General features: G+C 39.5%; 15 protein-coding genes. 12 read left to right on the forward strand and 3 right to left on the reverse strand.

Features of this window, described 5'->3' with window-relative positions; all coding sequences use genetic code 11:
* Nucleotides 1-10 precede the first annotated feature (10 nt).
* On the reverse strand, nucleotides 11-262 hold the full coding sequence (locus Q0976_RS00535; protein ID WP_299489740.1) for a DUF333 domain-containing protein: 252 nt from the start codon (nucleotides 260-262) through the stop codon (nucleotides 11-13).
* 77 nt (nucleotides 263-339) lie between these two features.
* On the reverse strand, nucleotides 340-1323 hold the full coding sequence (locus Q0976_RS00540) for a nucleoside hydrolase (RefSeq protein ID WP_299489742.1): 984 nt from the start codon (nucleotides 1321-1323) through the stop codon (nucleotides 340-342).
* 144 nt (nucleotides 1324-1467) lie between these two features.
* Between Q0976_RS00540 and Q0976_RS00545 the strand changes: the two genes are divergently transcribed.
* Together Q0976_RS00545 and Q0976_RS00550 are read left to right on the forward strand one after the other, a co-directional pair.
* Entirely contained in the window at nucleotides 1468-2310 is an 843-nt protein-coding gene (locus Q0976_RS00545) for a PfkB family carbohydrate kinase (RefSeq protein ID WP_299489745.1), read from the forward strand.
* 36 nt (nucleotides 2311-2346) lie between these two features.
* Nucleotides 2347-3033 (forward strand): MOSC domain-containing protein, encoded by a 687-nt coding sequence (locus Q0976_RS00550; protein ID WP_299489747.1) that lies wholly within the window; start codon nucleotides 2347-2349, stop codon nucleotides 3031-3033.
* Between the two features lie 117 nt (nucleotides 3034-3150).
* Here the strand turns inward: Q0976_RS00550 and Q0976_RS00555 are convergent, their stop codons facing one another.
* Nucleotides 3151-4800: an electron transfer flavoprotein-ubiquinone oxidoreductase gene (locus Q0976_RS00555; protein WP_299489750.1), complete on the reverse strand. Its 1650-nt coding sequence runs from the start codon at nucleotides 4798-4800 to the stop codon at nucleotides 3151-3153.
* Between the two features lie 367 nt (nucleotides 4801-5167).
* Between Q0976_RS00555 and moaA the strand changes: the two genes are divergently transcribed.
* The 10 genes from moaA to Q0976_RS00605 all read left to right on the forward strand — a co-directional run bounded on the left by moaA (nucleotide 5168) and on the right by Q0976_RS00605 (nucleotide 11921).
* Nucleotides 5168-6148: a GTP 3',8-cyclase MoaA gene (gene moaA / locus Q0976_RS00560; protein ID WP_299489753.1), complete on the forward strand. Its 981-nt coding sequence runs from the start codon at nucleotides 5168-5170 to the stop codon at nucleotides 6146-6148.
* Between the two features lie 68 nt (nucleotides 6149-6216).
* Complete coding sequence (moaC, locus tag Q0976_RS00565) at nucleotides 6217-6696, forward strand: cyclic pyranopterin monophosphate synthase MoaC (RefSeq protein ID WP_299489755.1); 480 nt, start codon at nucleotides 6217-6219, stop codon at nucleotides 6694-6696.
* A gap of 194 nt (nucleotides 6697-6890) precedes the next feature.
* Nucleotides 6891-7142 (forward strand): molybdopterin synthase sulfur carrier subunit, encoded by a 252-nt coding sequence (gene moaD, locus Q0976_RS00570; RefSeq protein ID WP_299489758.1) that lies wholly within the window; start codon nucleotides 6891-6893, stop codon nucleotides 7140-7142.
* Between the two features lie 3 nt (nucleotides 7143-7145).
* Nucleotides 7146-7595, forward strand: a complete 450-nt coding sequence (gene moaE / locus Q0976_RS00575; RefSeq protein ID WP_299489763.1) for a molybdopterin synthase catalytic subunit MoaE — start codon at nucleotides 7146-7148, stop codon at nucleotides 7593-7595.
* A 20-nt stretch (nucleotides 7596-7615) separates the two neighbouring features.
* Nucleotides 7616-8446 carry a molybdate ABC transporter substrate-binding protein gene (modA, locus tag Q0976_RS00580; RefSeq protein ID WP_299489766.1) on the forward strand — a complete coding sequence of 277 codons (831 nt, stop codon included), beginning with the start codon at nucleotides 7616-7618 and terminating at the stop codon, nucleotides 8444-8446.
* The gene (gene modB, locus Q0976_RS00585) at nucleotides 8446-9123 is read left to right on the forward strand and encodes a molybdate ABC transporter permease subunit (RefSeq protein WP_299489768.1); all 678 of its coding nucleotides are present in this window, start codon (nucleotides 8446-8448) and stop codon (nucleotides 9121-9123) included. Before modA ends, modB begins: the two co-directional genes overlap by 1 nt.
* Entirely contained in the window at nucleotides 9113-10222 is a 1110-nt protein-coding gene (locus tag Q0976_RS00590; protein WP_299489770.1) for an ABC transporter ATP-binding protein, read from the forward strand. Before modB ends, Q0976_RS00590 begins: the two co-directional genes overlap by 11 nt.
* A 110-nt stretch (nucleotides 10223-10332) precedes the next feature.
* On the forward strand, nucleotides 10333-10665 hold the full coding sequence (locus tag Q0976_RS00595; RefSeq protein ID WP_299489772.1) for a NirD/YgiW/YdeI family stress tolerance protein: 333 nt from the start codon (nucleotides 10333-10335) through the stop codon (nucleotides 10663-10665).
* Between the two features lie 53 nt (nucleotides 10666-10718).
* Nucleotides 10719-11240: a hypothetical protein gene (locus Q0976_RS00600; RefSeq protein WP_299489774.1), complete on the forward strand. Its 522-nt coding sequence runs from the start codon at nucleotides 10719-10721 to the stop codon at nucleotides 11238-11240.
* Between the two features lie 3 nt (nucleotides 11241-11243).
* Complete coding sequence (locus Q0976_RS00605) at nucleotides 11244-11921, forward strand: response regulator transcription factor (protein ID WP_299002445.1); 678 nt, start codon at nucleotides 11244-11246, stop codon at nucleotides 11919-11921.
* The last annotated feature ends 50 nt before the right edge of the window (nucleotides 11922-11971 follow it).

Genomic DNA, 11971 nt, shown 5'->3' on the forward strand with positions numbered 1-11971 from the left:
TGACGTGGATTTAATCCATTGGATGATCGCGTTTAAATAAAGCCCATTCTTCAATGACTTCTCCACTGGGGAGTGTGCAATAGCCCACTTGTCCTGCTTCTTCTGTTTTAATCTCTAAGGTGCCTCCAAGTGAGACGCAATATTGAGACGCAGGGTTTTTCTGTCCCAATTTTTCAGTTTGTTTTTCGGGCGCTTTTTCAGGAGAGCAGCCAGATAAGATGAGTGCTGAAAGCAAAGCGCATATTGCGATAACGTGCCGCATAATTGATCCTTAAAATGAGTATTGAGATAAGAATAGACAATCTTTTAAAAAAAAGATTGTCTATTTACATAGCTATTTTAAGGTGTGGTATGGCGCACTTTATCGTAGTCTAAGAGCGTTTTTTTATAAAGTGCGAGCAATGCTTCACTGTTGACACTTGCTCCGACTTGGTGTGAACGTCTGTGTGACCAAGGATCGTTCATATAAGGCACATTATCGAATTTTTGCAGTGTATAACCAGTTGCTGGACCAGAGGTGATAACATGGATAGGGCCTTTACGGACAGAAAATAATGCAGGTGAAATTGCATAGGCAATGGCCGACGGGTCATGTACATGACACGAGTTTGAACCTGTGATCTGTTTATAGAACTCTAAATAGTATTGGCTGATATCCCAAATAAATTCACCGACTTCTTGTGTGTTATTCTTGATATCGGCTAAATACTCTTGAGTAAAAAAAGTTTCATGGGTGACATCTAGGCCAATGACTGTGATGGGCCAGTTAGCAGCAAAAACAAGATCAGCCGCTTGGGGATCGGCATAAATATTGGCTTCTGCATAAGGAGTGACATTCCCTCTGTGCTCATTCATTCCAAATGCACCACCCATAATAATCACTTCTTTGACTAGAGGTGCTATTTCTGGTGCCAATTGTAAAGCAAGCGCTAAATTGGTGAGTGGGCCGACAGCAATGAGCGTGATTTCATTTGGCTCTGCATTGACTGAATCGATAATATATTGGGCAGCAGAGCGTTTATCAAGGTGATTTGTTGATTGTTTATCGACTTTGATATGACCAAATCCTGTTTCTCCGTGAACCTGAACGACAGGCGCTTTTGGTATACCTGAAAGGGGGAAGCTAGCACCTTTCACTATATCGGCTGAGAGTTGGTATTTATTTTTTAGAAACAGGGCATTATTTGTGCCATTTTCAATGTCAGTATTACCATATACTGTTGTGAGAGCTTTTAGCTCAAGCTCTGGACTGGCCTGTGCAAACAAAATAGCCATCGCGTCATCAATGCCAGGATCGGTATCTAAAATTATTTTTTTAGTCATAATGAGTTTGCTTGGTTGTTATTGAGGAGAGTTTTATTGTGGGATATTAGTGTGTAAAAGGCCATGGTTTGTGTTGTTTTTCTTGGTTCTTATACTTAAATCCCTTACCATTTACTGATCTATGGTATTAATCAGGGTGCCTTTATGGCGAATATTTTGCTCGTTGCTAATTTAAATTGCGATCGTGTATTGCAATTACCTGCAACGCTCCATACAGGTGGTCGGTTTTATTATCATGAAAAAGGCAAACGCCTCGGGGGAGGAGGAGCGAATACCGGTATTGGATTAGCTTGGGCTGAACATAATGTAGAGCTTATTAGTCAGGTGGGTGACGATAGCAATGGTGATTGGTTATTACAAGAAGCCAAGTTTCATGGGGTGAATTGTCAAGGAGTTGTACGCCGAAAAGATTTATCATGTGAGATGATGTTAATGATGGCACCCAATGGAGAGAGAACGATTTTACGTCCAGAGCGTCCGCCTTTACATTTGCCGCATATGCCAAATTGGAGCAATATTGATGCCCTATATATTAATTCATCAGCGGATGAATTATCAAAGTGGACAGCATCAGCTTTGGTGGATTGCTTAGTGGTAACACAATTGGCAAAAGATAATCGCAAGCGTGACGCACATGTGTTACTCACATCTGAAAATGATCTGCAGGGGCGCTGTGATCAATCACCTTGGCAATTTGCACTCGATATTGCTGGCCATCAATTACGTTATTTTATTGTCACCAATGGGCGTTTTGGGGCGAGGTTATATACCGCATCAGGTATGAAGCAAGTGTGTGCTAAGCAGGCCAATGTTGTTGATACAACGGGGGCTGGAGATGCCTATGCAGCGGGGCTTATCCATGGATTATTGACTGGATGTGATATCGAAAGCGCGATGAAAGAAGCGGCTATTTGGTCTGCTTTTAGTGTCAGTTCTAATACTTCCATACCCAGTGTTGAACTCAGGGACTATTTACAATCAAAATAATAGCCACTCACTTTTTAATACAGAAAGGAAGTTCCAATGGAAGGGATGTTGTTAAAAGCAGAAAAATTACGTTTATATCGTGGCGAAAACACTCAGCTTTTATCGAATGTTGAAACAGGTATAGAGCAGAAAATTCGCGTCAATGCATTAGATGTGCAGATAGAGCAAATTGTGGGTGACGCTCAAGCTGATAAACGCTTTCACGGTGGCCCTGATAGAGTGGTACATCATTATCCTAGAGAGCATTATACGTATTTTGGCCAAATGAAGGATTTTAATAAAACAGAAAGTGCGCCACGTATGGGGGAAAATATTAGTACTGAAGGGCTCACTGAAGAAGATATTAATATTGGTGATATTATTCAAATTGGCGAAGCTATATTGCAAGTCTCTCAGCCAAGATCCCCCTGCTTTAAAGTGAATCTTCAGTTTAATTACCCTACGCTATCATTGATTATGCAAAGAACCCAACGCTGTGGTTGGCTGTATCGAGTATTAACGCCGGGTCTGATAAATGAGTCGAATACTTTAGTGTTACAAGAGAGAGTATCGAACATCAGTGTGGCGAGAGCGATAACATTATATTTTTCTGAAGTGTTTAATGCTCAAGGTTATGAAGTGTTATCTCAGTGTCCGGCTCTGGCTGAAAATTGGAAAAATAGTTTAGAAAAAAGGCTAGTAACCGGTGAGATAGAAGATTGGCAAAGACGATTATACTCGTAATACTTCCAGCTAAATCCTAGATCTAGAAGTCTCACGGGTATATACACGAGTTGATGAGGCCAATAGAACGGCAGTGATATCTGCCGTTCTATTGGATCATTATGTTAGTGCTGATGATCACATATTAGGGTAGTTTGGTCCCCCACCGCCTTCTGGTGTCACCCAAGTGATATTTTGGCTGGGATCTTTGATATCACAGGTTTTACAGTGAATGCAGTTTTGACTGTTAATCACGAACTTATTTTTACCTTGTTCTTGGATTACTTCATAAACACCTGCTGGGCAATACCGCTGAGCTGGCTCATTAAACTGAATGAGGTTGATATTCAGTGGAATGCTTGGATCGGTTAACTGCAAATGACAGGGTTGATCTTCTTCATGATAGGTATTGGATAAATATACTGAAGAAGGTTTATCAAAAATGAGTTTTCCATCAGGTTTGGGGTAATCGATTTTAGTGTATTTGCTCACAGGGGCCATTTGAGCATAATCTGGTGTTTGATCTTTGAGAGTAAAGGGGAAGCGTCCACCAAACCAGTTTTGATCGATGTAATTAAATGCTCCTCCTAACAAGGTCCCAAATTTATGCATGGCGGGGCCAAAATTACGGGAACGATAAAGTTCATCTTTAAGCCAGCTTTCTTCAAAGCGCTCGTGGTAACTGTTTAAATCTTTCCCTGCTTCTACGCCAGCCATAAAAGCTCTGGCAAGTGTTTCTGCTGCTAAAATACCACTTTTCATTGCAGTGTGAGTGCCTTTTATTTTGGCAAAGTTAAGGGTGCCAGCATTGCATCCAATAATCAGTCCCCCGGGAAAACTCATCTTAGGTAATGAATTTAAGCCACCTTTTGTGATAGCACGTGCTCCATAAGTTATCCGCTCTGCATTTTTTAATGTTTGCGCAATCACTGGATGGGTTTTATAACGTTGGAATTCATCAAATGGGCTTAAGTGTGGGTTTTTATAATTGAGATCGATAATAAGGCCAACAGCAACTTGATTATCTTCTAAGTGATAAAGAAAACCTCCCCCAGATGACCCTTCAGTGAGTGGCCAACCTGCGGTATGAACCACTTTTCCGAGTTGGTGTTGATCGGCTGGAATTTTCCAAATCTCTTTAAATCCCAAACCATAGTGTTGCGGTGTTTTGTCTTTATCCAATTGATACTTAGCGATTAACTCTTTACCTAAATGTCCTCGGCAACCTTCACTCAGTACAGTATATTTGGCATGAAGCTCCATACCGGGTTCGAAACTGTCTTTAGCTTGACCATTTGCGCCCATTCCCATGTCACCAATGAGGATCCCTTTAACGCTGTCATCTTCATTGTATAATAACTGGCTTGCAGGAAATCCTGGGAATATTTCGATACCTAATGCTTCGGCTTGTTCGGCTAACCAGCGGCACAGGTTACCTAGGCTAATGATATAGTTTCCATTGTTATGCATTGTTTTAGGGACAATAGCATTGGGTAGCAGTGTTGATTTATCGGCAGACTTTAAAAGGTGAATTTCGTCACTTGTTACCGCGGTGTGTAATGGGGCATTCATTTCATGCCAATTGGAAAATAACTCTTCAAGTACATCAGGTTCAAAAATAGCGCCCGATACGATATGTGCGCCAACTTCTGAGCCTTTTTCAACCACACAAATTGAAATATCTTGGCCGCAATCTTTAGATATTTGCATTAATCGACATGCTGTTGCTAATCCCGAAGGTCCAGCGCCAACTATGATAACGTCGAATTCCATTGATTCACGTTCCATCAGTTCACCTCATCCTTACTTTTCCCCGATGCTTATCATTGGTATCTTAAGGGACACTTGATATAAACGGGTGTTTTAATTTATAAGCTTACCTTAATTTTTAACTTCGTCACAGTGATCCGTGTATTTGAATAGTGAAGTTAAGCATGATTATTTAACGATAACTGTCATTAAATCGCTACGAATATTGATTATGGCATAATAAATTCCCTTTTAACGCTAGGGTTGCGGGTCTGTTTCGGCCTATAATCAGCATATTGAAATCCCACTTTTTTTATATTTAATGTGAAATCTGGGAAGTAAGATTGTTAAATAATGGTAATCAGGTGTGGAATGATTTCTCTCACCTCCCAGCAGGAAGGGTGGAATGTCTCAATTAGAAGATAAATTTGGTAGAAGATTCCATTACTTACGCTTGTCAGTCACTGATGTGTGTAACTTTAAATGTGGATATTGTTTGCCTCATGGGTATCAAACCAGTGGGAAACCTTCATTCTTAACCTTAGATGAAATTTCCCATTTGGTGGATGCATTTTCACAAGTCGGCACACAAAAAATTCGAATTACCGGTGGTGAGCCGTCTTTACGTCGAGATTTTACGGACATTATTCGAGTGATTGCTGATAATCAAAAAATAAAAACGTTGGCAACCACGACCAATGGTGATCGCTTAGCCAAACATGCGAAAGGTTGGCATGAAGCTGGACTCAAGAAGATCAACATATCGGTAGACAGTCTTGATCCGCGTTTATTTTATCAAATAACAGGCGAAAATAAGTTTTATCAAGTAATGCAAGGCATTGATGCTGCTTTAGAGACGGGTTTTGAGAGCGTTAAAGTGAATGCAGTGTTACTTAAAGGTCTTAATGATCAATCTTTACCTCAATTTTTACATTGGATTAAAAAGACACCGATTGATCTTCGCTTTATTGAATTGATGGAAACAGGGCTTGGGCGTGATTATTTTCAACAGCATCATGTGGCTGGGCGTCAAATCAAAAGCTGGTTATTGCAACAAGGCTGGCAATTAGAGCCTCGCAATATTGATGATGGACCGGCACAAAATTTTAGCCATCCAGATTATTTAGGCAGAATCGGATTAATTATGCCTTATGAACAAAATTTTTGTTCAAGTTGTAATCGTTTACGTGTTTCAGCAAAAGGAAAACTGCATTTGTGCTTGTTTACTGAGAATGGGGTTGATTTAAGAGATTTATTGGTTTCACCTTCTCAGCAGGCTGCTTTGATTGCTCGATTACATGCTCAATTAGCCACAAAAAATCAAACGCATTTTTTACACCAAGGTGTGACGGGTGTCACTCAGCATTTAGCATCCATTGGTGGGTAAGTTTGGTTACTGACTCAAGTAATAAGCGTTTAGTGAGCGTCGTATAAATATTATAATTGAAGGTTGGAATGACGAAAAAATTTACTCATATCAATACAGAAGGTAATGCTCATATGGTTGATGTTACTGAAAAAAAAGTAACTCAACGAGAAGCAAGGGCACAAGCTTTCATTGAAATGGCACCAGAAACATTGCAAATGATTGTTCAAGGACGTCACCATAAAGGAGATGTATTTGCGACGGCGAGAATAGCGGGTATTCAAGCTGCGAAGAAAACCTCAGATCTTATTCCACTCTGTCATCCTTTGATGCTGACAAAAGTGGAGGTTAATATTGAAGCAGAACTTGATAATCATAGAGTGAAAGTGACCAGTTTATGTAAGTTGTCTGGTAAAACTGGGGTTGAAATGGAGGCTTTAACAGCAGTATCTGTTGCGGTGTTAACGATTTATGATATGTGTAAAGCAATTCAAAAAGATATGCTTATTTCTCAGATATGTTTATTGGAAAAAACTGGAGGTAAGTCAGGAGATTATTGCATCAAATAATGTTTGAGGCTTTCTCCATCGTGACGTGTAATCGCTCCCCTGTTCTACAATGAGTAAAGTCGACAATACTTTAACTTTTGATGTCAGATTTTATGTAATAATGACATATATTTGTCAGTATTGAATTGATTAATGAGGACTAAAATGCATACCATTTTTAAAGTTGGTCGTTTATTTAGAGGTAATGTTTCAATATGATCAATGTATTGTTTTTTGCTCAAGTACGAGAGCAATTACAGTTAAGCCATTTGTTAGTACCTGCAACAGATGCAATTCAAACAGCCAATGATCTTCGGCTGCTTTTATCTCAAAAAGGGGATAAGTGGGCTAAGGCTCTTGAGTCTGAACGTTTATTGGTCGCAGTTAACCAAACGATAAGTCAATGGGATAGTGCTATTGAAGATGGTGATGAAGTGGCTTTTTTTCCTCCAGTGACAGGTGGATAAAACATGAACAGAGTACAAAATGAAGATTTTAACTTAGCCGATGAATATCAACACCTGAACACAGATAACAGTGATGGCGCCATGGTCACTTTTGTGGGGAAGGTGAGAGATTTTAATGATGGAATAAATGTGAGTCGTTTAACGCTTGAGCATTATCCAGGCATGACTGAGACAGTTCTGGCGCAAATAGAGCAAGAAGCACGCGAACGTTGGCCGCTTAACCTTGTTCGAATCATACACAGAGTGGGTGCATTAGAGCTTGGCGATCAAATTGTCTTTATTGGCGTGACAAGTCAACATAGAAAAGCGGCTTTTGAGGCTTGTGAGTTTCTCATTGATTATTTGAAAATTAAAGCGCCTTTTTGGAAACTAGAGGCGAATGACATTAGCCAACGATGGATTGATGCGAAAACCTCAGATGATCTTGCCGCTCAGCACTGGCAAAGCGAGTAAACCGTGATTGTTGGTTATCAATGCAAAAACGTCAGTATGGGTTCATTTTAGTGAAGCAAATATTTAAATTCTTTTTTTTAAGTCTCTATCTTTATTTTATGGCTTTCTCTGTTAATGCCACGCAAGGTGATTCATTTCAAAGCGACTCCCCGCTTATCGCTGCCGCTTCCAGTATTAAATTTGCTTTGGATGATGTTGTACAAGCTTTTACAATCGATACGGGATTAACGGTTAATGTCTCTTATGGCTCATCAGGAAATTTAGTATCGCAGATTAAGCATGGTGCGCCTTTTGAATTGTTTCTTTCAGCTGATGAGTCTTATGTTTTAAAGCTCAAACAGGCCCATTTGATAAAAGGTGGAGGACAGGTTTACGCTGTTGGAAAATTAGCCTTAGTGTCCCCTAAGACATCGAATTTACGCTTAGATAGGTCATTAATGGGGGTGAGAGCATTATTAAAAAAGCAGCAACTTGAGCGTTTTGCTATTGCTAATCCAAAACATGCGCCCTATGGAGAAAGAGCACAAGCTTTGCTTAAACGCCTTGAGCTGTGGAACAGTATTTATCCTCATTTGGTACTTGGAGAAAATGTATCTCAAGCGGCTCAATTTGTCTTGACCGGAGCGGTTCAGGGAGGGATTGTTGCTTTATCATTAGCGATTAGACCTCAATTTGCTGAAAAAGTGAATTATTTCGTGCTTCCAAAGGATTTATATCCACCTTTAAAGCAGAGTATGGCCTTGTTAAATGATGCGGGCACTACGGCGACGCTCTTTTATCAATATGTTTTATCTCCTAAGGCTCAGTCTATTTTTCAACAATATGGCTTTGCCTCAGAAGAGTCATTGTAATGGATTGGCAAGCCTTATACCTTTCGATACAGTTAAGTGTTGTTACAGTATTAATACTTATCCCATTCTCCATTTTTTTTGGTCGGTTACTGGCTTATAGTCAGTTTAAAGGTAAAGCTTGGATTGAAGCATTGGTCATGGTGCCTTTAGTGCTGCCTCCCACTGTGGTGGGTTACTATTTATTGTCGGGTCTGGGTCAACAGTCTTGGCTTGGTCAATGGCTAGAAGAGTGGTTTGGCGTACAGTTAGTTTTTCATTTTTCAGGTCTTGTTGTTGCATCGATTTTGGTGAATATTCCTTTTGCCATTCAGCCAATACAGCGCGCCTTTGAAGCTATTCCGATAGAAGTTCGTGACGCTGCTCAGTGCTGTGGTATGAGCAAGTATAAAATACTCCTTAAAATAGAACTACCTATGATTTGGCCTGGCATATTAATGGCATTAGTGTTGTGTTTTTCTCATGTGTTAGGTGAATTTGGTGTGGTATTGATGATGGGAGGCAATATTGCGGGGGAAACTCAAACAATTGCTATTGCAATTTATGATAGTGTGCAAGCATTTGACTTTGACAGCGCGGGATTAATGTCTTTAGTTTTATTGATTTTTGCAATCAGTGTTTTAGCATTAACGACCAGTTTATCGCGTCATTTTACTGCTGGAAATCGACATGAATACTGAGCTTGAACAGACTCTTTGTTGTCGAATAGAGCAGAGCATACCGATACCTTTACGAGTTCATTTTAACTGTAAAGCTGGAGAGCTGTTGGCGGTGGTTGGACCTTCTGGTGGAGGTAAATCAACGTTATTACGTATGCTTGCTGGACTCAGTTTACCTCAAATTGGCCATATTCAGCTAGGTGAGCGTATTTTGTGTGATACGGACAAGCACACAATACTTTCACCGGCGGCGCGCCATGTGGGTTATGTGCCTCAACATTTCGGATTATTTCCCCATCTAACCGCATTGGATAATATTCTTTCAGGTTTAGATCATATTTCAAAATCACTTAGAAAGCCTCGAGCACAAAAGTGGCTTGAAACGATGAATTTATCGCATATCGCCCACCGACGTCCAAGACACTTATCTGGCGGACAACAGCAACGTATTGCACTTGCAAGAGCGTTGGCTCGAGAACCCCAACTCTTGTTGCTCGATGAACCTTTTTCTGCTGTTGATTGGGAAACGCGAGAATTTCTCTATGAGTCTTTATTTCATTTAAAAAGCAGCTTAAACATTCCTGTTGTTATGGTGACACATGATTTAAAGGAAGCATTGTTATTAGCTGATAATATGTTGCTAATGGATAATGGTGGTATGTTACAGCACGGTAGCCCTCAACAGGTGCTCACTCAACCGGCATCGGAAATTGTTGCTAAGCAAATGGGCATAAAAAATGTATTTAGTGGGGTAGTGGAGCATGAAGTTAGTGCTTTATCTGGGTCATGTTTAAACTGGCAAGGAATTAAAGTAGAAACTCCTTACCAGTCATCGCTAATGGTGGGTGAGCATGTTCGTTGGATGGTACCCAATTCAGGTATTGAATTATTTAATGATTTATCTTTAGTGACACGGAAAAATTGCTTTGTGGGAACGCTTGTTTCTTTGCTTGATATAGGGGATATGACTCGCATAATATTGAGAGTAAATGCCAACGAACAAGTGTTACATTTGGATTTATCTGTGCAAGTTGTTAAACAATTAGGGTTAACTCAAGGGATTGAGACCGTAATAATGTTAAATTCAAGCTGTATTCATGTTTTTTCTTCAAGTGATTGAAATAAAATGTTGAAGAGTGATATACAGATGATCAAAGTTTAATCTGTCAGCCACCTCAAGATTATTAATGTTTCTGTACCCTAGCCTATATTTAGATTAGGGGCAGAAGAATGGCAAACACATTAGCAAGCTCCATGATATTAACTTGCGTATTAACTTTGTCTGCAAATACTGAAAATAAACAGACCGAAGTGAGTATGACCTCTGCCAATAAGAATATTACTTCGAGTATTCCAGTTGCTTTTTCTGGTTATCTGGTTAAAAGTTTAGATGATGAATCATACTTATTTCGTGATAATGCCGGTGATATTGAAGTTGAAATAAAAAATACGCTATGGCGAGATATGGAAATATCAGGTAATAGTCAAGTCAAATTGATTGGTCGACAAGAAGACCGCTGGCAAGGGATTGAAATTGAAATTGACAGTTTTCGTTTGATTTAACAACAATTATTATTGTTTATATGACACAAAGTTGTATTCATCACGGAGGAGCCATGGCTCGATGGCTAATAGGTTTAATACTTTTTTCTGGGAGCGTTGTAGCAGAGCCAGGGCTTTACCTATTACTTTCTCAGACAGACAATCAACCTGTGATGCTGGTTATGCGTAAGCTTGAAAATTTACATTTAGGTGAGATATCCGGTTTTGATGTTGAGCACAAAGAAGGTGAGCTTGTTTATGATTTTCGAATTATAAACACGACGACCAATGAAATATTGAATTATTCTTATCGTGCAAGTGATGGGAAATTATTATTACACAATGCTTCTTTTTTTAAAAAGAAAGAAAAAAGTGAATTACTCGCTGTAATGGCTTTAAAAAGTGTTGGGATGACATTTGTCGAATTAGTTCAAAAAGCGAGTAAAAATAATAAAGGGTATTTGATTAAGGCGAGTATTGATAATGCATTGGGCATTAACTATTTAGAACTTGAATTTTTAACGCAAGAAGGTCAGCATCAATTGGCATATAATATTAATAGTCAACGCTTATTACCTTTGCTGAAATGGGATTAACATATGAAAATACTGATAGTAGAAGATGATAGTACAACAATTGATTATGTCGTCAAAGGGTTTGCTGAGCAAGGCTATAATATTGAAACAGCAAGTGATGGCCATCAAGGTCTACTGCTTGCTACGAGCATGAAATACGATTTGATTATTTTAGACCGTATGCTCCCTCAGTTGGATGGATTAAAAGTATTGGCAGCTTTGAGGGCAACTGGGAGTCAAACTCCGGTATTGATTTTATCAGCCTTGAGTCACGTTGATGAAAGAGTGAAAGGGTTGCGTGCTGGGGGAGACGATTATATGACCAAACCCTTTGCGTTTTCTGAGCTTTTAGTAAGAGCTGAAAAGTTGATGCAAAGAGGTGAACTACAGCCCACCAAAACCGATCTTGTTGTTGGCCCTTTGACGATGGAGCTATTAACTCGAAAAGTATTGGTTGATGATAATGAGCTTATGTTACAGCCAAAAGAGTTTCAACTGTTAAAGTATTTAATGGAACATGCCGATCAAGTGATTAGTCGAACATTGTTGTTTGAAGCTGTGTGGGATTATCATTTTGATCCTCGAACAAATGTGATTGATGTGCATATTGCAAAACTTCGTAGAAAGCTCGAGGAGTTAGGTCATGGCGAACTCATCGAAACGGTTAGAGGCGCAGGTTATCGGTTACGTCAAGGGCATTAAGCCTCACCAAAGTAGCGCATGGAGAATAACCATTATTTTCTCAATATTGG

Origin of the sequence: uncultured Shewanella sp., assembly GCF_947501665.1 — a bacterium.
Taxonomy (GTDB): domain Bacteria; phylum Pseudomonadota; class Gammaproteobacteria; order Enterobacterales; family Shewanellaceae; genus Shewanella.

Excerpts from the sequence above, each read along its gene's own strand:
- Q0976_RS00535 (WP_299489740.1), bottom strand. The coding sequence starts at position 262 with ATGCGGCACGTTATCGCAATATGCGCTTTGCTTTCAGCACTCATCTTA.
- Q0976_RS00540 (WP_299489742.1), bottom strand. The coding sequence starts at position 1,323 with ATGACTAAAAAAATAATTTTAGATACCGATCCTGGCATTGATGACGCG.
- Q0976_RS00545 (WP_299489745.1), top strand. The coding sequence starts at position 1,468 with ATGGCGAATATTTTGCTCGTTGCTAATTTAAATTGCGATCGTGTATTG.
- Q0976_RS00550 (WP_299489747.1), top strand. The coding sequence starts at position 2,347 with ATGGAAGGGATGTTGTTAAAAGCAGAAAAATTACGTTTATATCGTGGC.
- Q0976_RS00555 (WP_299489750.1), bottom strand. The coding sequence starts at position 4,800 with ATGGAACGTGAATCAATGGAATTCGACGTTATCATAGTTGGCGCTGGA.
- moaA (WP_299489753.1), top strand. The coding sequence starts at position 5,168 with ATGTCTCAATTAGAAGATAAATTTGGTAGAAGATTCCATTACTTACGC.
- moaC (WP_299489755.1), top strand. The coding sequence starts at position 6,217 with ATGACGAAAAAATTTACTCATATCAATACAGAAGGTAATGCTCATATG.
- moaD (WP_299489758.1), top strand. The coding sequence starts at position 6,891 with ATGATCAATGTATTGTTTTTTGCTCAAGTACGAGAGCAATTACAGTTA.
- moaE (WP_299489763.1), top strand. The coding sequence starts at position 7,146 with ATGAACAGAGTACAAAATGAAGATTTTAACTTAGCCGATGAATATCAA.
- modA (WP_299489766.1), top strand. The coding sequence starts at position 7,616 with ATGCAAAAACGTCAGTATGGGTTCATTTTAGTGAAGCAAATATTTAAA.
- modB (WP_299489768.1), top strand. The coding sequence starts at position 8,446 with ATGGATTGGCAAGCCTTATACCTTTCGATACAGTTAAGTGTTGTTACA.
- Q0976_RS00590 (WP_299489770.1), top strand. The coding sequence starts at position 9,113 with ATGAATACTGAGCTTGAACAGACTCTTTGTTGTCGAATAGAGCAGAGC.
- Q0976_RS00595 (WP_299489772.1), top strand. The coding sequence starts at position 10,333 with ATGGCAAACACATTAGCAAGCTCCATGATATTAACTTGCGTATTAACT.
- Q0976_RS00600 (WP_299489774.1), top strand. The coding sequence starts at position 10,719 with ATGGCTCGATGGCTAATAGGTTTAATACTTTTTTCTGGGAGCGTTGTA.
- Q0976_RS00605 (WP_299002445.1), top strand. The coding sequence starts at position 11,244 with ATGAAAATACTGATAGTAGAAGATGATAGTACAACAATTGATTATGTC.